Source organism: Acidimicrobiales bacterium, from assembly GCA_035316325.1.
GTDB lineage: Bacteria > Actinomycetota > Acidimicrobiia > Acidimicrobiales > VFJN01 > DASXTK01.
The window spans coordinates 1-21,837 of record DATHJB010000231.1 but is presented as its reverse complement, the minus strand read 5'-3'; the positions used below and the strand labels follow the sequence as shown (position 1 = coordinate 21,837).

The following is a 21,837-nucleotide window of genomic DNA, read 5'->3' as shown; positions in this document are numbered from 1 at the left end:
AACACCGACGGCGGACGAGCCACAACAACCCCCTGCGATCAACGACAGCAACCACGCCATCGTGACCCCACCATCCGCCCCCGACGCGGACCCGGTTACCTGCGGCTACTTCAGCGACACCCCACTAGACAGCGGCCATTGCCTCGCGACCTGTCGTAGGTTCACAGCCTTAAGCCGCTGATCGGCCCACGTCCTGTGACCCTGCGGCATGCCTCTTCGACTACAAGTAGCCACCGAGGGCCCGCGCGGCGCCTCGGGTTGACGGCGCTGCCGAATTTGGCTCTGTCAGATCAAGAGCGCCGGCTGCGACGGTGTCTGGCCGTCGCAGCCGGCGTCTGCCTGACGGCCCGGCCGACACTCCGGCCAACGCACACGCTGACGCCCGACCTGCTAGTGGGCTGTCGCGAAACGTTCCGCCGGTAACTGTCTTCAGGCGACTCTGCGGCGGTTCTCGAACTCAAGGATCCGGGGGTCGTGGTGGTCGCGGTTGCGGCGGCGGATGTAGGCCTGGCTGGCCTTCGAGAACTCCGACCAGTCCGTGTAGTCGCTGCCGTTGATGACGAACTCGACGTAGGCCCAGAAGTGGCACTCGATGCGGTTGAGATGACTGGCGTTGGTCGGTGTCGGCAAGAGGCCGACGTTGCTCTCGATCGCCCACTGTCGGATCGCAGGTGTCCAGTGCGCCGAGAGGTTGTCCATCACGACGTAGACCGTGGTCTCGGGCGGGTAGCGGCGACGAACGTCTTTGAGGAACTCGAGGATGACCTTGGCGGTCACCGATCGCTTCTCAAGGCGGCCCCAGAACCGGTCAGCGCCCACGTCATAGGCCCCCAACAGCTTCCGGGTCCCGTGGTTGCGGTTGTAGGTCGCCCGCTGACGATCGGGCCGACCCTGTCGGAACCACCCCCGACCCGCATGCGGTTTGAGCGAGATGGGGCCGCACTCATCGAAGGAGACCACGACCCCGTCGAGGGTGCCGGCCTCCGCGCCCTGGTAGGCGGCCAGCACCCAGTTCTTCTTGGGCTCGTAGAGCGGGTCGGTGCTCCACTTCCACGTGCGGGTTCGCTGCGCGGTGATCCCCATCGACTGAAGGACCCGGCGCAGGTGCTCCCGACTGATCGACCCGACGATGCGCCCGCGGATCAGGTAGCGACGCAGCGTCGCCAGAGACCAGCGGGTCCCAGGTTCTCCGAGCTCACGGGGACGGGCGAGAGCGATGGCACGGATCCGCCCTCGAGCGGTGTCATCGATCTTCCTCGGGCGCCCGCCCCCGATAGGAGGGCGCAACGACGCCATCCCATCAGCGTTGAACTCGCCGATCACCCGCCGCACCTGGTTCTCATCGGTCTGCAACACACGAGCGATCTCCGGTGCCGAAGACCGTGTGTCCGACGCCAGCAAGATCTGCGCCCGCAGCCGCACAGCGAAGACCTTCGAGCCCCGCGACAGCCGCCGGAGCTTCACCGCCTCTTCCGGCGACAACTCCCGCACGAACACCGACGGCGGACGAGCCACAACAACCCCCTGCGATCAACGACAGCAACCACGCCATCGTGACCCCACCATCCGCCCCCGACGCGGACCCGGTTACCTGCGGCTACTTCAGCGACACCCCACTAGACGACGACCGAGCCCGTGAGCGATCACTGATGATCCAGCTGGGCGAGGGCTCCTCGAAGGCCTTCTTTCCACTCCGTGAACACATCGCGGCTGTCTAAGAGTTGCTGCGATGATGCGAACATCCGCCTGAAGATAGGTCTCAACGTGCTTGACAGCTGTCCGGCCTCACGTATGGCATTCTGAAAACCTGCGATGCCATCCATGCCCTCGGACACTGCGGCCTCAAGTCGCGGCAGCTGTTCGAGAAGCTCGCGGGCAGCTGCTATGTCCTCTTCGTCCTGAAGCTCAGGTACACGTTCAATCAAAGCTCGCAATCCGCCGTCGACCCTCGTCAGCTGTTCGACATAGGTCTGGGAGGCTTCTTCCATCTCCGCTGTTGGTCCCTCTAATGCGCTCGCAAGACGTCGAGCTCCTGTCAGCCTTGCGGCAGAGCCCTTGCCTCTTGCTACCGCAGCTTCAATCTCAGCTGTGATTTCGCCCATCTTCTGGCTCGCGTCTTCCAGTGCTGCAGCATACACAGCTACGCTTTCGGCGAACTGAGGCATAGCCTCTTCAGCTGCTGCGACAAGCTCGATGAACCCAGGTGAGTCGCCACCAAACTCATCCGGCACGCCGGCATCAACTGCGGAGATTGAAACGGGGTGAGTCGCCGTTCGTTCGAAAGAAGCTGAAATCTGTGCGGCGAGCGTCGCAAGCTTTTCTCGAATAGCTGGTGAGTCAAGTCCCACAAAGCGTAGCTCGCGCCAATCATCGTACTGTCTCGCTGCCAGTTCAGTAGCTATCTCGTCTGACGAATCGTGTAGCCCGGGAGCATCAGAATACAATATTGGGATGATCAAGTCATCTCGATTAAGGGTTGCCTCGCGTTGCAGAAAACTCTTTACCTCATCCCGGCAGGCCGAACTCTGAAGAAACGAAGGTGTGATGATGGCCAGCAGGAAAGTTGATCCATCTATGGAGCCATGTATTGTGCGGCGCCAATTTTCGCCAACGAAGATATCTTGTATATCTTGAAAGATGGGAAAATCCTTGCCGGTCTGGAACTTGACTTCAGACGACAGTCGGCCGCGAATCTCTGTGATGCGACCCCCTTCGTGTGCGTCATCGTCATGCACATAGCTCATAAACCCCTTGAATTCCACTGCTGCTCTCCATCCGATTCAAGCTTCAAGGCTCGTACAGTACGCCCCCCGGTGAGCCGCAGAATCGTGATTGCGGGAGATATAGAGTTTCACCGAGATGGCTCACAGGTGCAGCCCCCGGAGGCAACTTTGCGCTCAGTGGCTGCTCATCAGAGGCGGTCGCCGGGGGACAGGCGCCGATGGGCTTCGCGGGCGCGTTTGGCGGCGGCGGAGCGGCCGTAGCGGTGGGCCATGGCGGTGGCACCCCCAGCCGGCCAGATAGAGCAGGTCCCTCGGAGCCGCCGGCGACACGGAACTCGTGGGTGACGATGTGGCGCCACGTGTGGGGATGCAAGCGAGGGAGCCCGACCAGCTCGCGCAGGGGCGGGCAGCATCTGGGCGACGCCCGAACCCCGGAGGGCGCCCTTCTGGCCCAGCCACAGCGCCGGCAGGTCGGCCGCCGGGTGACGGGCCCGGACGCGGACGTAGCGGGCGAACGCCTCGCCAGTCGACGCCGACGCCGGCACAACCCGCATGCCGGTCTTGCCCCGCAGGGTCAGCAGGTCGGACTGGCGGTCCCAGTCCGGGAGATGGAGCGCCACGAGCTCACCGAGGCGCGGGCCCGCGTCGTAGAGGACGCGGATGATCCCCTCGTCTTGCCGGGCGACGAAGTCCCGACCCTTGCAGGTCCCAAGAAGCGCCCGGACGTCGTCCCTGGTGGATCACTCCGGTGCCGGCGATTCGGCCGAGAGGACGTCAGCATCCTCGAAGGGGTTCGGCCTGCCGGCATCCTTCGCCCACCACGAGAAGAATGGCCGCAAGCCACGCCAGTGGATCGCGACCGTCGTCGGAGCGACGGCAGTCTGGAGCTGATCGACCCACCTGTTCACGACAGCCGCTGTGACTGCCGTAGGGTCGGTGACGTGCTTGTACTCGATCGCCTAACGCCAGAAACGCTCATACGAGCGGCGGTGGAGGGTGATCGTCTGGTCCGACCGGTTCCGGCGACGGAGGGAGCAGGCGACGTTCTCCCACCACTCCGCCAGACTGGCAGGCAAGTCTCCTGCTCTGGTCATGCTGTGCTTTGTACCTGTCCACTATCGAGGTGTTGAGATGTAGCTGCTGAGCAGGTCAGACAATCGGGGCTGTAGCTCAGTGGTTAGAGCAGGGAACTCATAATTCCTCGGTCGTGGGTTCGAACCCCACCGGCCCCACCCGGACACCTACGAGGAGGCCGCGTGACCGAGAACCCGCTCTACGGGTCGAGCACCCTGCCCTACCGCCTGCCGCCGTTCGCGGACATCCGCGACGAGCACTACCTCCCGGCGTTCGAGCGCGGGATGGCGGAGCAGCTCGCCGAGATCGACGCCATCGTCGCCGACCCCGAGCCGCCCACGTTCGCCAACACCGTGGCGGCGATCGAGCGGTCGGGGCAGCTGCTGAAGCGCGCGGCGATGGCGTTCTTCGCGGTCGCCGCGTCCGACGCCACCGACGCCGTCCGGGCGATCGAGACCGAGATCTCGCCCCGCCTCGCCGAGCACCGTGACGCCGTCTACCTCAACCGCGCCCTCTACCAACGGCTGCGTCAGGTCGACGGCGACGACGACGAGGAGTCGTGGCTGCTGGAGAAGTACCGGGTCGACTTCGTGCGGGCCGGCGCCGAGCTGGACGACGCCCAGCAGGAGCGTCTGCGGGCCATCAACCAGGAGCTGTCGCGCCTGTCGACCACGTTCCAGCAGAACCTGCTCGACGCGTCGACCGCCGAGGCGCTGGTGGTCGACGACCCGGCGCTCCTCGACGGCCTGTCCGAGAGCGATCTCAAGGCCGCCCGGCAGGACGACGGCACGTACCGGCTGCCGCTGCACAACTACACCAACCAGCCCGCGCTGGCCGAAGTGACCGACCGCGCCACCCGCCGGCGCCTCTACGAGGTGTCGACCGGGCGGGCCGTCGCCAACCGGGAGATCGCCGTCCGCATGGCGACCTTGCGGGCCGAGCACGCCGAGCTGCTCGGCTACCCCACGCACGCCGCCTACGCCGTCGCCGACCAGACCGCCAAGACCGCCGACGCCGTCGAGGAGATGCTGACCAAGCTGGTGCCGCCGACGGTCGCCAACGTCGCGCGGGAGGCGCAGGCCCTCACCGAGGAGGCCGGCTACGCGGTCGAGCCGTGGGACTGGTCGTTCTACGCCGAGCGGGTCCGCAAGGCCCGCTACGACCTGGACAGCGCCGAGATGCGCCCCTACTTCGAGCTCGACCGGGTCCTGCGCGACGGTGTCTTCTACGCCGCCGGCCGCCTCTACGGCGTGACGTTCCGGGAGCGCCCCGACCTGCACGGCTACCACCCCGACGTGACCGCCTTCGAGGTGTTCGACGAGGACGGCTCGTCGATCGGCCTGTTCCTGGTCGACCCCTACGCCCGCCCGACCAAGCGGGGCGGCGCCTGGATGAACAACCTGGTGGACCAGTCGCACCTGCTGGACGAGCTGCCGGTGGTGATGAACAACCTCAACGTGACCAAGCCGGCCGAGGGCCCGACGCTGCTCACCTGGGACGAGGTCCGCACCGCCTTCCACGAGTTCGGCCACGCCCTCCACGGCCTGTTCTCCGACGTGAACTTCCCGCGGGTGTCGGGCACCGAGGTGCCCCGCGACTTCGTGGAGTACCCGTCGCAGGTCAACGAGATGTGGGCCACGTGGCCGGAGATCCTGGCCAACTACGCCTGCCACCACGAGACCGGCGAGCCCATGCCGGCCGAGCTGGTGGAGAAGATGCAGGCGGCCGAGAAGTTCAACCAGGGCTTCGCCACGCTGGAGTACCTGGCGGCCTCGCTGCTCGACTGGGCCTGGCACACGCTGGCGCCCGGCGAGACCGTCGACGACGCCGAGGCGTTCGAGGCCCAGGCGTTGGCCGACGCCGGGGTGGCCGTCGCCCTGGTGCCACCTCGCTACCGCACCAGCTACTTCGCCCACATCTTCGCCGGTGGCTACAGCGCCGGGTACTACTCGTACATCTGGAGCGAGGTGCTCGACGCCGACAGCGTCGACTGGTTCGAGGAGAACGGCGGCCTCACCCGTGAGAACGGCGACCACTTCCGGCGCACGCTCCTGTCGCGGGGCGGCAGCGTCGACCCGATGCAGGCGTTCCGCGACTTCCGGGGCCGCGACCCTCACATCGACCCGCTGCTCAAGCGCCGGGGCCTGCTCCCCGAGGCCGGTGACGAGGGCCAGGACGACGAGGACTAGGACTAGGACACTGAGTCGAGCGCCTTCAGCATCCGCTTGATGGCGACCTGGCGGTACGACGTCTCCACCAGCTCGGTCACCTCGTCCCAGTCGACCGGGGCGGCGGTGAAATCGAGGCCGAGCCAGCCGCCCGGCCCGAAGTACGGCGGCACGTGGAAGCGGTCGTCGCCGACGAGGGCAGGTCGCTCGTCGACGTCGGGCTTGAAGACCACCGTGTAGCGCTCCTCCTCGCTGCCGGTGAACACCGCGAAGATCTTCTTGCCGGCCCGGAACGTCGGCCGGCCCCAGGCCTCGACCTCCGAGCACTCGGGCAGGGCGAGGCAGATGCGACGCAGCTCGGTGAGGTAGGGATCGACGTCGCTGTACATCCGCGGGTGCGCCATGGCCACGAACGCTACGCGCCCCAGACTCAGGGCTGCGCCGCCGAATCGCCGCCGCCCTGACCCCCGTCGGACCGGCGGCGGAGGACGACGGCGGCGCCTGCCGCCACGGCGAAGGTGAGGCCGGCGAGCGCCAGCGCCGACGGTCCGATCGGGCGGGACTCCGCGGTGGCGACAACCCGCTCGACCTCGTCGTCCGGTGCGGCCGTCGTCGTCGAGCTCGTTGTGGTCGTGGCCGGCGCGGTGGTGGTCGTCGTCGGTACGGCGGTCGTGGTGGTGGGCGGCGCCGCCGTGGTGGTGGTCGACGGCGGTGGGGGCGGTGGGGGAGCCGGGGTGCCCGAGCCGTAGAGCCGGGCGTCGGTGCGTTGCACCTGGTCGACCGCCAGGCCGACGTCGTCGATGGTGACGCTCTGGCCGTAGATGTCGGTGATCCGCACGGTGAAGGGGCCGTCGCCCGGGCCGGGGTTCTCGGCCATCCAGAAGTTGTCCTGGGTGTGGACCAGCGGCCGCCAGCCGTCGCCCGTCCGCAGCTCGAAGCTCGCCAGCGGGTTGCCGTGGTCGTCGGCCTGGATCTGCAGCCACCATCGCGACGACCCGCTCTTCACCCGGAGCGTGATCGGCTCCGCGACCGGCGGGTTGCGCACCAGCGTGTAGGAGATCGGCACCTGCCCGGCCTCCAGCGCGGCGATGCGGGCGAACGCCGTCTTCGACAGGTCGAGGTGGTGCAGCGGGCACTCGGGGCAGCGGTTGGTGACCTTCACCCGCACGGTGCCGGACGGGCCGACCACGTCGACGTAGGCCCCGCAGGCGTCGGCGGTGCCGTACTCGGCCTCGTCGAGCGCCACGTCGAGGTGGTCGGCGGGAGGCCCGGTGAAGGAGCAGTTCCCGCCGTCGACCGAGTCGTAGTGGGTGGCGATGCCGTCGCCGGGCACCACCTCGGCAACTGCCGGGTCGACCGGGATCGGGACGACCGCCGCGGCCGCCACCGCGCCCACGCCGACCCCCACCCTCCGCGCCCATGCCCAGCCGATCCCCGACACCGTAGACGTGTACGGGCATGTCCCCCGGCGTAGGGTCGGCAGCCATGGCGGGGGAGACCAGGCAGGAGGCCGACGGCCGGAACCGCACCCGCGGGGCACGGCGCAGCCGCGAGGACGTGGCCGCGTGGCAGCGCCACCGCATGCTCACGGCGATGGTCGCGGCGGTGGCCGAGAAGGGCTACGCCAACGTGGCCGTCGCCGACGTCGTCCGGCGGGCCCAGGTCTCGCGGGCCACCTTCTACGAGCAGTTCGAGGACAAGACCGACTGCTTCGTCGCCGCCTTCCACTGGTGCGTCGACCAGTTCGTGGTGCGGCTCCACGAGCGCAACCCACCGGGGCCACCGCCCCGCCGACGACTCCACACCCTGCTGTCCGCCTACCTCGGGGAGATGGCGGAGTTCCCGGACGGCGCCCGGGTGTGCCTGGTGGAGCTGTACGCCGTCGGCCCGCAGGCGGCGCTGCACCGCCGGCAGATCCAGCTCGACTTCGTGGCGATGCTGCGGGAGCTCCACACCGAGCTGGCCGCCGCGGGTGAGCCCGTCCGCCCGCTCGACGACTTCGACTTCGAGGCGCTCGTCGGGGCGATCAGCTCGCTCGCGACCAACAAGATCGCCGCCGGCGAGGCCGCCGATCTGCCCAACCTCCTGGCGCCCCTGGAGACGTTCGTCCTGAACCACTTCGGGCTCGACCCGCCGGCCGACCGGTAGCCCCTCAGCCGGGCAGGCGGGCCCGCAGCGAGTAGCAGAGGGGGAAGCGGACCATCCCGTCGGGGAAGTGGTAGAGGCCGTCGTCCTGCAGCTCCAGCCACTCCGTGGGCGCCGGCGACACGTCCTGCTCGTGGTACAGCTCGATCGTGAGGCCGGCGTCGAGCACGGCGGTCAGCAGGTCGGCGGTCGAGTGGAGCCGCTCGTAGGTGACCGTGTGGTCGAGGTGCGCCTCCCGGTCGGCGTAGGAGCCGTCCTGGTCGTAGGACACCAGGTCGGCGTCGATGGCGTCCTGGCAGACCGTGCGCCCGTCCTCGATCACCGCCATCCACATCGGGTGCAGCTCGGCGACGTACAGCACGCCGCCCGGCCGCAGCAGGTTGCGGACCACGTCGGCCCACGGCTCGAGGTCGGGCAGCCAGCCCAGCGCGCCGTAGCCGGTGTAGACGACGTCGAACGTGCGGCCCTCCAGGACGTGGTCGGCGGCGTAGACGTCGGCCAGCACCCATTCCATCGGCAGACCGCACTCCTTGCCGAGCCGATCGGCGACGGCGAGGGCGTCCGACGAGAAGTCGACGCCGACGGTGCGCGCCGCGCGTCGGGCCCAGGCCACCGTGTCGGTGCCGATGTGGCACTGCAGGTGCACCAGGTCGAGCCCCTCGACCGGCCCCAGCTCGACCGGCTCCCAGGGCCGCAGGTGGCTGACGGTGCCCGCCACCACGCCCGCCAGGTCGTACAGCCCGGTGCCCTCGTGCAGGCGGGCCAGGTCGTCCCACGCCAGCCGGTTGGCCACCAGCCAGTCGGGCTCGTCGGGCGGATCGAGGGCGGGGTCGGTCACCCGACGAACCTACCTGCGGACCCGGCCCGCCGACCGACGAGTTCGCTACGAGTCCATGCCGCCGCTCGCCGCCCAGGCCGCCACCTCGGCGCGAGACGACATCCCCAGCTTGGCCAGGATGTTCGACACGTGGACGGCGGCCGTGCGGGGTGAGATGTACAGCCGCTCCGCCAACATCGAGTTGGTGAGCCCCTCGGCGAGCAGCGCCGCCACCTCGCGCTCCCGTGGCGTCAGCACCGCCGGCCCGCTGGGCTCGTCGCCCAGACCCAGGCGACGCTCCACCGCCCGCAGCTCGTCCACCCGCCAGCCCCGCCAGCGGGCCAGGTACTTCTCGGCCGCGGCCACCTGGGCGCGGGCCTCGTCGATGCGACCCAGGGCCACCAGCGTCCGCGCCGCCCGCACGTGCACCGTGCCGCGGTGGCCGGCGATCACACTCGGGGCGCTGCCCAGGTTGGTCGCGGCGGCAACGTACAGCTCGGCGGCCTCGGCGACCCTCCCGTCGGCTTCGGCGAACTGGCCCTCCAGGAACCGCACCCATGGGTTGTCGGGCGGCAGCCGGTGCCGCGGGTAGGAACCGACACGATCGGCCAGCGGCCGCAGCTCGTCGGACGTCAGGCCGGCGCGCAGGCCCGCGGCGATCAGGTCGTGCGCCTGCGACGGGGCGCCGGCGCCCTCGTCGTCGATGGCCGCGAGCAGGCGCGGCATGATCTCCCGGGTGGCGTCCAGGTCGCCCCGGCGGGCGGCGAGGTGGAAGTCGAGGCCGGCCACCCCCGCCGCGGTGCGAGCGGTGACGGGCTTCGCCTCGGCGGTGTAGCGGACGGCGGCGTCGAGGTCGCCGGCTTCGAGGGCGAGGCCGGCCTGGCGCACCGCCCGCCAGCGACCCCGCTTGAAGAGCTGCTTGTGGTGGGCCAGGTAGGCGTCGTCGAGGTGGCCGATGGCGACGTCGAGATCGCCCTCGACGGCGGCGAGCTGCGCCAGCGCCTCGGTGTGCCCGCCCCCGGCCTCCCAGCCGGCCGCCTTGGCGTGCTCCCGGATCCCGTCGATGAGGCTGCGCACCTCCGCCGCGTTCTCCCAACCCAACAGGTGCCACACCAGGTTGTTGAGCGCCCGGGCGGCCAGCAGGTGCTCGCCGGCCCGCTCGGCCTCGTCGATCGTGGCCCGCAGCAGGGCCTTGCCCTCGGGCCGGGTGCGGGGGTCGAACAGCAGCACCGAGCCCTTCTCCACCTGGGCGGCCAGCCGCACCTTGGGGAGGTTGCCCCGCTCGGCCAGCTCGTGGGCCTTGTCGGCCCACTCGATGGTGGGGCCGGTCTCGTCGCGCAGCATGTACGACTGGGCCACCACGGCCATGGCGCCGGCCCGCTCCTCGTCGGAGGGCAGCCTGTCGACCAGGCCGGCCAGGTCGTCGGTGAAGGCAGCCATCCCGTCGAGGTCGGCGGTCTCGTAGGCCAGGCGCATGCGCAGGCCGAGGGCGTCGGCCTCGCCGCTCACGTCGTCGGCCTCCCGGGTCAGCTGCAGCCACTGGTCGCCGTAGGTCACGCCCTCGTCGATGACACCCGCCAGGTAGGCGGCGCGTGCAGCCGTGCTGAGCAGGTCGAGATCATCGTCGGCCTCGTCGAGCGCCAGCTCCGCCAGCTGCAGCGCCTGGTAGGTGGACCCCCGGGCGAGTGCCTCGTGGGCGCCGAGGCGGGCCTCCTGGACCATCTCGTCGAGGCGCCCGGCGCCGCGGGCGTGGCGGGCGATCGCCGCGTGGTCGGGGGTGCCGGCGGTCCGCAGGACGTCGAGCGCGGCCTGGTGGAGCCGGCGCCGCTCGCGTCCCAGCAGGCTGCTGGCGATGGCCTCACGGGCGATCTCGTGGTGGAACCCGAACACGTCGGGCTCGGTCTCCACCAGCAGCCCGCTGTCGACCGCGGCCCGCAACAGGTCGATGAGGTGGTCCTCGGAGGTCTTGGTGACGGTGGCCAGCACGTCGAAGGGCACGCGCCGCCCCAGCTCCGACGCGGCCGCCACGATGCGGCGCACCTCGGGGTCGAGGTCGTCGTACTGCGAGCGCACGAGCTCGCTGACCGTCCACGGCAGTGGCGTGTCGTCGAGGTCGCAGGTGGGGTGTGCCGGCGACGCGGCGATCAGCTCCTCGAGGAAGAACGGGTTGCCGCCGGTGCGCACGTGCAGCGCCTTGGTGGTGCGGAACGTCGGCAGCTCGCCGTAGACGGCGTTGAGGAAGATGCCCACGTCCTGCGGGCTGAGGCGGCCGAGGTGGAGGTGGGTGACGGCGTGGCGGCGCTCGAGCCGGGGGAGCAGATCGGACGCCGGGTGCCGGCGGGACAGGCCGTCGGGCCGGTAGGTGCCGACCAGCAGGAGGGTGCCGCCGTCGGGCTCGGCGAGGCGCTCGAAGATGCTGAGGCTCTCGGCGTCGGCCCAGTGGAGGTCCTCGAAGACCAGGAGGCCCGAGACCCCGGCGGTGAGGTGACGGACCAGGGCGACGGCGTCGGCGATGCGGTCGTCGGCGGGGGCGTCGCAGTCGCGGACGGAGGCTTCGAGCTCGGCGCGCTCGGTGTCGGTGCCGCGGTCGTCGGCGGGGGCGGCGACCGAGTTGAGGGCGTCGAGGAAGAGGGCGAGGGGGCGACCGGCGGTGTCGGGGTCGGCCTGGCCGGCGAGGACGAGGGTGCCCCGGCGCGCTCGGGCGACGAGCTCCTGGACCAGACGCGTCTTGCCGATCCCGGCCTCTCCGGCCACGAGCGCGACCGTGGGTACATCGCCGACGCCGATCAGGTCGACGAGCCGGTCCAGTTCGATCGACCGTCCGACCATCTCGGGCGACAGCCCCGCACGCCCTACGAGCACGTTCAGAGCGTAGGTCTGCACCTTCCGATCGCGTCGGTCATTAAGCACGATCACCTGGGCCGTCAGGCGGCGATCGCATGGCCCGACCCGGCGGCCGTCGATGACGGCAGCACGATGTAGCTGTGGGACGAGTCGTCGTCGCGCCCGGTCTGGCGCCGGTTCCGGCGAACGCGGCGGGCCAGGCGGGCGACGACGGCGTGCTGCGTCAGCTCGTGCCGACGCTCGTTGGCAAGGGACTTGGTGACTTCGTAGTTGAGCATGGGTCCAGAGTGCGCCTCTGAACCATGCGGGCACATCGGTCGACATCGGCATTCGCGCGCGCCCCCGTGACGTAGGCGGGGTGCCGGTCGGGACTACGTCTACGTAGTTTCGTTCCGCTCACAACCAGTGGAGGTCCGCTCGGGCTCTACAGCCAGTGGAGGTCGGTGGTCTGGTCGTCGGCGACGGGCTCGTTGCAGGTGGGGCAGTACCAGGCGGCCTCGAGCGCGGTGCCGCAGGTCTCGTGGGCCAGGCCGACCGCGGCGGGGCCGCCGGTGCCGCTGCCGTCGCGGGCGGAGGCCCAGCGGGCCAGCAGGCGCAGCACCCCGGCCAGCTCGTCGCCCGCCGCGGTGAGCCGGTACGAGTGGCGCAGCGGCCGTCGGCTGTAGGGCTCGGCGACGACGACGCCGTCGGCCTCCAGCTGCTTGAGCCGCCGGGAGAGGATGTTGGGCGCCAGGCCGTCGATGTCGTCGAGCAGCTCGCCGAAGCGGCGCGGCCCGGCGAGCAGCTCGTCGATCACCAGCAGCGACCAGCGGTCGCCGATCTGGGCGACGGCCTCCGCCAGCGGGCTCGGTGTTCGACGACGGCTGGGGCTCGGGCGGCGACGGGCGGTTGGCATGCGGCTGACCTTCTGTAGAGTCGATTGCAGTTTGCAAGTGACTGACAACCGGAGGCACGCATCATGCCCGCGAACGACTCGCCCCGCGACACCGCCCATCGAATCGTCGGCGCCACCGAGTCCGGCGTGGTGCGCATCGGCCGCCACGGTGGTCGCGGCTGCGGCTTCGTGGTCGACGAAGGGATCGTGGTCACCAACGCCCACAACCTGCGCGACCGCACGACCGAGGTGGGCTTCGCCGACGGGCGGGCCGTCCAGGCGCGGGCGCTGGGCGTCGACCTCGACGGCGACCTGGCCGTGCTGGAGGTCGACACCGCGGGCGCGACGCCGCTGACCTGGTCCGAGGGGCCTGCCGAGCTGGGCGACGTCGTCCACGCGGTGGCCCGCACCGGCGACGGCGTGCGGGTGACGTCGGGGGCCGTGTCCGGCGTCGGACGCAGCTTTCGGGGACCGCGGGGACGCCGCATCACCGACGGGGTCGAGCACACCGCCCTGCTGGCCCGGGGAACGTCGGGCAGCCCCGTCGTCGACGGCGACGGCAAGGTGCTCGGCATCTCCACCCTGCGCCTCGGCGACGGCTTCACGGTCGCCCTCCCGTCCGGCGCCGAGCTGCGCGACCGGGTCGCTCGGCTGCGGACCGGTGAGGCGCCCCAGCGGCGTGTCCTGGGCGTGGCCCTGGCGCCGGCGGAGGTCTCCCAGCGGCTCCGGCGGGCGGTCGGCCTGCCCGACCGTGACGGCGTGCTCGTGCGGGTGGTCGAGACGGGCAGCCCCGGCGACCGGGCCGGTCTCCAGGCCGGCGACCTGATCACGCGGGTCGGCGAGACCGACGTGGTGTCGGTCGACGACGTGGCTGCGGCGCTCGATCGGGCCGTCGCCGAGTCGTCGGTGCGGCTGCACGTGCTGCGGGGCACCGACGAGCTCGACATCGAGGTCGACTTCACCCCGGCGGACGCCGAGCCGGAGTGATGTGCTAGCCACGAGGTGAGTGGTTGGGGGAACCAGATCGTCGTTGGCGGGCGCCTGCCTGCTCGTGGGGCTGTGCGTCCTGGTGGGCGACCGGCCGGCGTCGGACCCCGACGAACGCACCGAGGTCGCTTCCCCCGCGATTCCGCCCGCGGCCCCACCGCCACCCCCGACCACCACGACGACGGCGCCGCCCCCGCCCCGCACGTTCACCCTGGTGGCCGGGGGCGACGTGCTGCTGCACACCGCCCTGTGGGGACAGGCCGAGGCCGACGCCGCCGCGCAGGGTCGGCCCGGCCGCGACTTCGCCCCGATGCTGGCGGGCGTGCAGCCCACAGTGAGCGACGCCGACCTCGCGATCTGCCACATGGAGACCCCGATCGCTCCGCCGGAGGGGCCGTTCTCCAGCTACCCGGTGTTCTCGGTGCCGCCCGAGATCGTCCCTGCTCTGGCCGCCACCGGGTTCGACGCCTGCACCACCGGCTCGAACCACACGTTCGACAAGGGAGCCGCCGGCGTCGACCGCACGCTCGACGCCCTCGACGCCGCCGGCATCGCCCACGCCGGCTCGGCGCGCCGTCCCGAGGAGGCCGCGGTCACCACGCTGCTCGACGCCAACGGCGTGCGCGTCGCCCTGCTCTCCTACGCCTACGGGTTCAACGGCATCCCCGCCCCCAACGGCGAGACCTGGCGCGCCAACCTCCTCGACGAGGGGCGCATCCTCGCCGACGCCCGGGTCGCGAAGGAGCGCGGTGCCGAGGTGGTGGTCGTGTCGCTGCACTGGGGCAACGAGTACGTCCACGAGCCGAGCTCCCAGCAGAGCGACCTGGCGCCCCGGCTGATCCGGTCGCCCGACATCGACCTGCTGCTCGGCCACCACGCCCACGTGGTGCAGCCGGTGGAGAACGTCGACGGCGAGTGGGTGGTCTACGGGATGGGCAACATGCTCGCCAACCAGCGCCAGCCGGAGCGGTCGGAGGGTCTGCTCACGAAGTTCACCTTCACCCAGATCGGGCCGACGTGGCGGGTCACGAATGCCGCGTTCGAGCCGCTGGTGACGGTGTTCGCGCCGGCCGTCCGCCTGCTCACGGTCGACGAGGCGCTGGCGAACCCGGCGACCGACCCCGCCCTGCAACCCCGGTTGGTCGAGGCCCGGGACCGCACCACGTCGATCGTCGACCAGCGCGGCGCCCTCGCCGCGGGCCTGACGACGTGACCCTCCCCGAAACTGCGTGTGTGGCGGCCGCAGGGCAGCCACCAGCCACGCAGTTTGCCCGTCAGACTTCTTCGGCGAGCCAGCTCGGGGCGTGTTCCAGGAGGTAGCGGCTGACGCCGAGGCAGGCGTCGAGCACCTCGCACAGCTGCTCCTGGCCCATGAACACCCGGGCCAGCGACACCCCGACCCGGGCCACGATCGTGAGGCTGCGCTCGGGAGCGTCGGTCACCGACGGGTAGGAGTCGATCGCCGACACCTCCAGCGGCAGTCCGGCACCGCCGACGCCCGCCAGCTCGGTGGCCAGGATCAGCAGGTCGGGGCCATTGGGCAGCGGCGGCAGCGCCCACGTGAACACCAGGGGGAAGGCGTAGGTGTCGGACGGCTCGGCGTCGTCGGGGAGCTGCTCGATGGCGTCCTCGAAGGACAGCAGCGTGCGGGGGTCGACCTCGAGGGCGAGGTGGAGGTCGAGCGGGCCACCGCACGCCTCCTCCGGGTGCAGGTCGATCTCCCAGTTCTGACCCAACGAGTACGTCTCCACGAAGTGCCGCTCGTCGTGCACGTGGAAGGCGTGATCGATCGCGTGGTCCTTCAGGTCGGCGACGAAGCCGGCGATGTCGATGACGGCCATCGCCTTACAGACTGCCACGCTGGGTCACCACCCGATGCACGTTGCGGGGCGAGCCCTCGAGCACCCCGATCAGCCCAGTTCAGGGGGTCCGACTGGTAGACCAGCAGGGATGCCGCTCTCTGACGCGCGACTGGTCGACCTCCTCCACGACACCGCCAGCGCGATCGGCGACGCCTTGCGTGGTCTCGACGACTGGGGCCTCGCGGGCACCCGGGCCGGCCAGTACCGCAGCGACCTGGCGGCCGACACGGCGGCTCTCAAGGTGTTGGGCGCCGCCGGCGTGGGGGTGCTGTCGGAGGAGTCGGGTCTCCATCCCGGGGACGAGGGTGAGGACGTGGTGGTCGTGGTCGACCCGGTCGACGGCAGCACCAACGCGTCGCGGGGGATCCCGTGGTTCGCCACCAGCCTGTGCGCCGTCGATGCCGACGGGCCCCGAGCCAGCCTCGTGGTCGACGTGCCGCACCAGCGCCGCTTCGTCGCCGTGCGGGGCGCGGGGGCGACCGTCGACGGCGAGCCGTTGCAGCCCTCGGGGGTGACCGAGCTGGGCCGGGCCGTGGTCGGGTTGTCGGGCTTCCCGCCCCGCTACCTGGGCTGGCGGCAGTACCGGGCGCTCGGCGCCGCGGCGCTCGACCTGTGCGCGGTCGCCGAGGGGACGCTCGATGCCTACGTCGACTGCACGCCGTCGGCCCACGGCTCCTGGGACTACCTGGGCGCCCTGCTGGTCTGCCGGGAGGCGGGCGCGGTGGTGGGGGAGGCGTTCGACCGCGAGCTGGTCACCCTCGACCACGACGCCCGCCGCACGCCCCTGGCCGCGGCGACGCCCGAGCTGTACGCCGAGGTGCGGGCGGCCCGCCGCTCACCGGGGTGGCCGGACAGTCCCCGGTCGGCCGGTTAGCGGCAACTACGCTGCTTTTTCTGTGTTCGCCCGAGCCCACAGGGCGCTGTTGAAGATCTACCAGCGGCTCCCGCGTCAGCTCAGGCGATGGGTGGTCCGACTCATCACGCCCTCGTTCACGGTGGGGGCGGCGTGCATCATCGAGCGCGGCGACGGCTCGGTCCTGCTGGTGCGGCAGGTGTACCGCCGGGGCTGGGGGATGCCGGGCGGCCTGGCCCAGCGGCGCGAACCCGTGGCCGACACCGCCCGTCGCGAGGTGTTCGAGGAGGTGGGTCTGGCCGTCGAGCTGGTGGGGGAGCCGGCGGTGGTGGTCGACCCCATCCCCCGGCGGGTCGACGTGATCTTCCTGGCCCGGCCGGCCGACGGCGCCGACCCGGCCGCGGCTGCCCCGTCGTCGCCCGAGATCGCCGAGGTGCGCTGGTTCCCGCGCGACGATCTGCCCGACATGCAACACGAGACGGTCGCCGCGATCGCCGCCCTGCGCCGGGCTTCAGGGGACGAACCGGCGGTGTAGGCGGTTCGCGGGGTCGAGTCGGCCTTCGCGATGGAGGGCGGCGTAGAGCGGCACGTCGTCGGGGCGGTGGCCCCACCGGTGGTCGCCCGTCGTGTCGTCGGCGCCGAGGAGCTGCCGTCGGATCGGGCCGAGCGCCCGGTACCACGGCTGGTCTTCGAGGCCGGTCAGGTCGTCGCGGGCGGTGATCCAGCGGAAGGTGTAGCCGAGGAACACCACCTTCCTGACGACGTCGGAGTAGTTCTCCGAGCGGGTGTGCCAGAGGCGGCGGTCGAACATCACGGCGTCGCCGGGTCGGGCCGTCAGCTCCTGGGCGCCCGCCGGAGGTGGCCACGGTGTCGTCGGATCGGGTGGGCCGGGCAGCCACTTGCGGCGATGGCTGCCGGGGACGAGCGTGAGGTTGCCGCGCCCGGTCGTCGACACGTCCGACAGCCAGTAGCCGACGAACACCGACAGCCGCGGCGGCGGGTCGGTCTCCAGCTCGAGGCACTGGCGGCTGCCGTCCTGGTGCCAGCGCCAGCGGAACAGGGCCGGTTCGTGCAGGGGTGGGTGGACGTTGAAGTGCGAGTGGCAGACGTGGATGTTCCAGCCGAGCACCGACCACACCAGCGGGAACACGGCGGGGTGGTCGAGCAGGCCGGCGAGCGGCGGGCAGTTCCGGACCGCGCTGAGCACCTGCAGCGACCCGTCGGGGGCGAGGGTCCTGTCGCGCTCGGCCTCGGCGTAGGCCTGGTCGAGGGCGCCGGTGTAGCGGGCCACCTCGTGGGGGCTGAGGGCGCCGGGGACGACGACGTAGCCGTCGGTCTCGAAGCGCCGTCGCTGCTCGGCGGTCATGGCCGGCGGTGGCGTGTCCGCCACCGGGCCGCGCTCTGCCCTCGGACTCGCGAGTCCGCTCATCGTCCCTCCCGGTTCGCCCAACTCCTGCCTTGTTGACGTCTGGGCGGCGGCGGGCGTTCCGCGAGGTGTCGGGCCCGGTCAGCCGGTGAGGGAGTCGACCATGCGGCGTCGGGGCGCCGAGCAGGGGTGACGCAGCTTGGTGAGCGCCTTGGCCTCGATCTGGCGGATGCGCTCGCGGGTGAGGCCGAACTGGCGGCCGACCTCGTCGAGCGTCTGGGGCCGGTCGTCGCCGAGGCCGAAGCGCAGCTCGAGGACACGACGCTCGCGGGCGTCGAGGTTGTCGAGCAGGGTGAGCAGGTCGCGGCGCTCGATGGCGGCGGCGGCCAGGTCGAACGGCGTCTCCGACGTGTTGTCGGCCACGAGGTCGCCCAGCTCGTGGTCGCCGTCGTCGCCGATGGCCGCCGACAGCGACACCAGGTCGGGTGCCGCGTGCAGCGCCGCCTCCACCTTCTCGAACGGCAGGCCGGTCTCCTCGGCCAGCTCCCGGGGGGTCGGCTCCCGTCCGAGCGACTTGAGCATCCCGGCGCTGGTGCGGGTGAGCGTCGACAGGAGGTCCATCAGGTGCGACGGGAGGCGGATGGTGCGGCCCTTGTCGGCGATGCCCCGGCCGATCGACTGGCGGATCCACCAGGTGGCGTAGGTGGAGAACTTGAAACCCTTGCGGTGGTCGAACTTCTCCACCGCCCGCATGAGGCCGAGGTTGCCCTCCTGGATGAGGTCGAGCAGCGACATGCCGGGCGACTGGTAGCGCTTGGCGATCGACACCACGAGCCGCAGGTTCGACTGGATGAACCGGCTGCGGGCGTCGTCGGCGGCCCGGACCGCGGCGAGGAGCTTGGTGCGCTCGTGGCGGGTGACGGCGCCGCTGCCGGTCCCGGTCGCCAGGCGTTCCTCGGCTTCACGGCCGAGGGCGATCGTCTCCGCCAGCTCGGCTTCCTCGGTGGCGGTGAGGAGGGGGTACGAGCCCAGCTCCCCCAGGTAGCGGCGGGTGAGGTCGAGCGTGCCGTCGCTCGTCGGTCGTCGCCGGGCCACTGACATCGGCGGTCCTTCCGTGGGGTCGGACTACGGTCGTTGCGTGGCTGAACGTAGTGGCGAGGGCTCTGGGGAACGGGGATGCTCCCGACCACTGCTCGTGTCGGCGTGCCTGCTGGGTGTGCGCTGCAACCACGAGGGCGGGGCCAACACGAGCGAGGCGGTGGTGGCGCTCGGGGCACGGTTCCGCCTGGTGCCGGTGTGCCCCGAGACGGCCGGCGGCCTGCCGACGCCTCGCCCCAGAGCCGAGCTCAGCGTCGCCGACGGCCGGGTGCGGACGGCGTCGGGTGCGGACGTCACATCGTCCTACGCCCGGGGCGCCGCCCACGCGGTGCGCCTGGCGGGATCTCTGGGCGCGGCGGCCGCCGTCCTCAAGGCCCGCAGCCCGTCGTGCGGCTGCCACGAGATCTACGACGGCACCTTCACCCGCACCCGCGTCCCCGGCGAGGGGGTCACCGCCTCGGCGTTGCGCGCCGCCGGCGTCCAGGTCCTCAGCGAGGACGACATCGCTTCCGGCGACCTCCCACCCTCGGAGTAGCCTGAACGATCCCGCCCACCGGGGCGCATAGCTCAGTTGGCTAGAGCACTGCCCTTACAAGGCAGGTGTCGGGGGTTCGAGTCCCTCTGCGCCCACCAGCCCAAACGCCCAGGACGACGGTTCAGGGCGTTCGCCACGACGGAGTCCATCGCGCGTCTATCGCGCGCCGTCCGGCATGAACTGTTCGGCCAAGGCGTCGACAGCCGCCCGCATCGCTTCCAGCTCCGCCTCGGAATAGATGTCCATCGTCGTGCGACTGTCGGCGTGCCCGAAGATCGCTTGCGCAGTCTTCGGGTGGACCTTCGCCGCGACCATGCCTCGACCGCTGTTGCGTCGCAGATCGTGGAAGTTGAGCCCCTCGTACCGCCGCTTGCCTGTTGCGGGGTCGGTCACCATCCGACCGAGCCCGGTCACAGTGCACGCCGGGTACCAGCTCCGGCGTAGCCAGTTGTTGTAGCGAAGCATGGCCCCCGTGGGCGCCGTGAACAGCAAGGCGTCCACGTCCGCCACGGTGAGACCCTTCGCGGCCATGTGCCTCAGAACCACGCTCATCAGTGTCTCGCCGAACGGCAGGAACCGCCGTCCCTTCCTCGACTTCGGCTCACCCACCATCGTGCGACCCTTGTGGCCCCGAGTGATCGTCTCGTCGACCCAGCCGCCACACCTCTCAAAGTCAAGGTGACCCACCCGGAGAGCGTGGACCTCGCCCCAGCGCATCGCGGGCACCGTTCCCAGGTACACGGTCGGGCCGAGTGCACCAGGACCTCCCAGTTCGCTCGACAGCCGAGCCAGGTCATCCGACGTGACGCGCCGCCGGATGCCAGGCACGACCTCCGGGAGCTTGACCCCTCGGCACGGGTTTCGAGGTCGCATCTCGTTCATTACGGCGTAGTTGTAGATCGCCCGCAACACGCTGAACTGCCTCGCGACCGTGCTCGGTGCCAGATCAACCGCCCACTCGTTGACCAGAGCTTGCACGTCACGGGTGTCCGGCCCGGCGATCGGCTCCCCGCCACATGCCGGTCTGATGTAGCGACGAACGATGATCTCGTCTCGGGCCACCGAGCTCTCCCGCTTGCCAGGGTCCGACGCCAGCCACTGGTCAGCTACGACCCCGAACGGTGTCCGAGCCCGCTTCGGGTCAGTAAACAGACCGCGGTCCTTGTCGACCTCGACGGAGCGGGCGAATCGGTCCGCGTCGCCTCGCCGTCGGAACGTCTTGGTCCGAGGCCGCCCACCAGGCTCGCGGTAACGGACGTCGTAGCGCACGCCACGGGTTGTCTCTCGCCGCTCGACACTCGCCATGCCGACCTACAACCCGTCCAGGCCGGCGACGTAGTCAGCCAGCGCGGTCGCCGAGACGCGGCGAGCCCCACGGATCTTCACTGATCGCAGCTCGCCCGAGGCGATCAACGCCTTGACCGTCGTTTGTCCGAGCCCGAGCACCCCAGCGGCCTCTGGCACCCGGTACAGCAGCCGCTCCGATGTCGTCGTGTCGCTCATGTCCTCACCGTCCCTTCGTGGTCGTTGCCGAATTGCCGAACGGGTGAGCCGGGTGGTCCGGCTCGGGCTTTGGCCTGCTGGTATTCGTCTCGCCAGCGGCGGCGGGTGTCGATTTGGATGGCGATGGCGGCCATGTAGATGCGTTCGTCGACCTGGCTGCGGCCGAGCAGTTCCCAGGACCATCCGTCCTCTTCTCCGGTGGCGGACAGGTCGTGATGGTCGTCGGGGTCGATGCCGGCCTCTTCGAGCGCGGCCCTCACGACGGCGGCGCGGTCGGCGCGGTGGTCGGTGAGGGTCTTGCCGGTCCAGTGCCGGGAGACGAGCACGCGGCGGCCGCCGAGTCCGAGGTGATCGCGATCGTGGGCCTTGTGCTTGCAGTGCCCGGCGACCATGCCCGGTGCCGCGTGGTCGGGTTGGATGCCGTAGCGCAGCCAGTTGGCGCAGCGCTCCGAGCAGGGCAGCCAGCGGACCTCGTTCGCGAGGCGGTCGATGTGTCTCACCCGGGCCGGAGCGATGTCGTCGCCGTCGTAGGTCGCGGCGATGCTCTTGGTGAGGTACTTGCAGAGGTAGCCGACGCTGCGGTCAGCGTCGGGGCTGCCGGCCAGTAGGCCCTGGTAGTCGTCCTGGGTGCCGAAGCGCAGCACGTGCGCGGGTCGGGCGTCCGGGTCCGCGTCGAGCGCGCCCATCGCTTCGTCCCAGGTCGGGAGCGGCTGCCGGGTGTCGGGGTCGACGTAGCCGGTTGCCTCGGTCCAGACCGGTGGCCGGTCGACGTAGACGGGCGTGTCGTGGGCGGGCCACCAGAGCTGGTGGTAGGTGGCGGCCCTGGCCTCGTGGAACACCCGCCGGGGTACGACACCGCGGGCGGCGGCGTGCAGGTGGGGTGCTAGTCGGCGCTGGGCTTCGATCGCGGCGAAGTACTGGACGCGGTAGCCGGCGCAGCGTCGGAGGTTCTGCCAGAAGCGGTCTACGAGCTTCGGGAAGTGCAGCG

The 21,837-nt window shown here is 70.9% G+C and carries 21 protein-coding genes and 2 tRNA genes; 9 read left to right on the top strand and 14 right to left on the bottom strand.

The annotated features are described in order from the left end of the window. Positions 1-429: 429 nt before the first annotated feature. Entirely contained in the window at positions 430-1,515 is a 1,086-nt protein-coding gene (locus VK611_30095) for an IS630 family transposase (GenBank protein HMG45621.1), read from the bottom strand. A gap of 128 nt (positions 1,516-1,643) precedes the next feature. Continuing rightward, the gene (locus tag VK611_30090) at positions 1,644-2,762 is read right to left on the bottom strand and encodes a toll/interleukin-1 receptor domain-containing protein (GenBank protein HMG45620.1); all 1,119 of its coding nucleotides are present in this window, start codon (positions 2,760-2,762) and stop codon (positions 1,644-1,646) included. A gap of 1,120 nt (positions 2,763-3,882) precedes the next feature. Here VK611_30090 and VK611_30085 point away from each other — a divergent pair. Both VK611_30085 and VK611_30080 read left to right on the top strand, forming a co-directional pair. After that, positions 3,883-3,955: transfer RNA gene (locus tag VK611_30085), tRNA-Ile, on the top strand. Between the two features lie 24 nt (positions 3,956-3,979). Next, positions 3,980-5,986, top strand: coding sequence for a M3 family metallopeptidase (locus VK611_30080; GenBank protein ID HMG45619.1), 2,007 nt, complete (start codon positions 3,980-3,982; stop codon positions 5,984-5,986). Between the two features lie 2 nt (positions 5,987-5,988). Here VK611_30080 and VK611_30075 read toward each other — a convergent pair whose 3' ends face one another. Then, entirely contained in the window at positions 5,989-6,369 is a 381-nt protein-coding gene (locus VK611_30075) for an MmcQ/YjbR family DNA-binding protein (GenBank protein ID HMG45618.1), read from the bottom strand. 26 nt (positions 6,370-6,395) lie between these two features. Continuing rightward, positions 6,396-7,373, bottom strand: a complete 978-nt coding sequence (locus VK611_30070) for an expansin EXLX1 family cellulose-binding protein (GenBank protein ID HMG45617.1) — start codon at positions 7,371-7,373, stop codon at positions 6,396-6,398. A 77-nt stretch (positions 7,374-7,450) separates the two neighbouring features. Between VK611_30070 and VK611_30065 the strand changes: the two genes are divergently transcribed. Further along, on the top strand, positions 7,451-8,113 hold the full coding sequence (locus VK611_30065) for a TetR/AcrR family transcriptional regulator (GenBank protein ID HMG45616.1): 663 nt from the start codon (positions 7,451-7,453) through the stop codon (positions 8,111-8,113). A 4-nt stretch (positions 8,114-8,117) separates the two neighbouring features. On the opposite strand, the gene VK611_30060 is transcribed toward VK611_30065, so the two are convergent. The 4 genes from VK611_30060 to VK611_30045 form a co-directional block, all read right to left on the bottom strand. After that, complete coding sequence (locus VK611_30060; GenBank protein HMG45615.1) at positions 8,118-8,948, bottom strand: class I SAM-dependent methyltransferase; 831 nt, start codon at positions 8,946-8,948, stop codon at positions 8,118-8,120. 45 nt (positions 8,949-8,993) lie between these two features. Beyond that, entirely contained in the window at positions 8,994-11,789 is a 2,796-nt protein-coding gene (locus VK611_30055; protein HMG45614.1) for an AAA family ATPase, read from the bottom strand. A gap of 62 nt (positions 11,790-11,851) precedes the next feature. Beyond that, positions 11,852-12,049 carry a hypothetical protein gene (locus VK611_30050; GenBank protein ID HMG45613.1) on the bottom strand — a complete coding sequence of 66 codons (198 nt, stop codon included), beginning with the start codon at positions 12,047-12,049 and terminating at the stop codon, positions 11,852-11,854. Between the two features lie 146 nt (positions 12,050-12,195). After that, positions 12,196-12,666, bottom strand: coding sequence for a helix-turn-helix domain-containing protein (locus VK611_30045; protein HMG45612.1), 471 nt, complete (start codon positions 12,664-12,666; stop codon positions 12,196-12,198). 63 nt (positions 12,667-12,729) lie between these two features. On the opposite strand from VK611_30045, the gene VK611_30040 reads away from it, so the two are divergent. After that, positions 12,730-13,632, top strand: coding sequence for a trypsin-like peptidase domain-containing protein (locus VK611_30040; protein ID HMG45611.1), 903 nt, complete (start codon positions 12,730-12,732; stop codon positions 13,630-13,632). Between the two features lie 19 nt (positions 13,633-13,651). Beyond that, complete coding sequence (locus VK611_30035) at positions 13,652-14,845, top strand: CapA family protein (protein ID HMG45610.1); 1,194 nt, start codon at positions 13,652-13,654, stop codon at positions 14,843-14,845. A gap of 61 nt (positions 14,846-14,906) precedes the next feature. On the opposite strand, the gene VK611_30030 is transcribed toward VK611_30035, so the two are convergent. Then, a complete protein-coding gene (locus tag VK611_30030) occupies positions 14,907-15,473 on the bottom strand; it encodes a hypothetical protein (protein ID HMG45609.1) in 567 nt (188 codons plus the stop codon). Positions 15,474-15,582: 109 nt separating this feature from the next. Here VK611_30030 and VK611_30025 point away from each other — a divergent pair, with 109 nt between their 5' ends. Both VK611_30025 and VK611_30020 read left to right on the top strand, forming a co-directional pair. Beyond that, the gene (locus tag VK611_30025; GenBank protein HMG45608.1) at positions 15,583-16,368 is read left to right on the top strand and encodes an inositol monophosphatase family protein; all 786 of its coding nucleotides are present in this window, start codon (positions 15,583-15,585) and stop codon (positions 16,366-16,368) included. Positions 16,369-16,459: 91 nt separating this feature from the next. Then, positions 16,460-16,882 carry an NUDIX hydrolase gene (locus tag VK611_30020; protein ID HMG45607.1) on the top strand — a complete coding sequence of 141 codons (423 nt, stop codon included), beginning with the start codon at positions 16,460-16,462 and terminating at the stop codon, positions 16,880-16,882. On the opposite strand, the gene VK611_30015 is transcribed toward VK611_30020, so the two are convergent. Both VK611_30015 and VK611_30010 read right to left on the bottom strand, forming a co-directional pair. Then, positions 16,859-17,737 (bottom strand): phytanoyl-CoA dioxygenase family protein, encoded by an 879-nt coding sequence (locus VK611_30015; protein ID HMG45606.1) that lies wholly within the window; start codon positions 17,735-17,737, stop codon positions 16,859-16,861. The two genes, VK611_30020 and VK611_30015, sit on opposite strands and share 24 nt — an antisense overlap. A gap of 117 nt (positions 17,738-17,854) precedes the next feature. Continuing rightward, complete coding sequence (locus VK611_30010; GenBank protein ID HMG45605.1) at positions 17,855-18,814, bottom strand: sigma-70 family RNA polymerase sigma factor; 960 nt, start codon at positions 18,812-18,814, stop codon at positions 17,855-17,857. A 37-nt stretch (positions 18,815-18,851) separates the two neighbouring features. Between VK611_30010 and VK611_30005 the strand changes: the two genes are divergently transcribed. Next, positions 18,852-19,346 carry a DUF523 domain-containing protein gene (locus tag VK611_30005; protein ID HMG45604.1) on the top strand — a complete coding sequence of 165 codons (495 nt, stop codon included), beginning with the start codon at positions 18,852-18,854 and terminating at the stop codon, positions 19,344-19,346. A 21-nt stretch (positions 19,347-19,367) separates the two neighbouring features. After that, positions 19,368-19,444 (top strand) — tRNA-Val (locus tag VK611_30000). A gap of 58 nt (positions 19,445-19,502) precedes the next feature. Here VK611_30000 and VK611_29995 read toward each other — a convergent pair. The 3 genes from VK611_29995 to VK611_29985 form a co-directional block, all read right to left on the bottom strand. Beyond that, positions 19,503-20,615, bottom strand: coding sequence for a tyrosine-type recombinase/integrase (locus VK611_29995; protein ID HMG45603.1), 1,113 nt, complete (start codon positions 20,613-20,615; stop codon positions 19,503-19,505). Positions 20,616-20,657: 42 nt separating this feature from the next. Next, positions 20,658-20,849, bottom strand: a complete 192-nt coding sequence (locus VK611_29990) for a helix-turn-helix domain-containing protein (protein HMG45602.1) — start codon at positions 20,847-20,849, stop codon at positions 20,658-20,660. Further along, on the bottom strand, positions 20,846-21,837 hold a 992-nt coding region (locus VK611_29985), incomplete at its 5' end, for a replication initiator (GenBank protein HMG45601.1). The genes VK611_29990 and VK611_29985, both read right to left, overlap by 4 nt.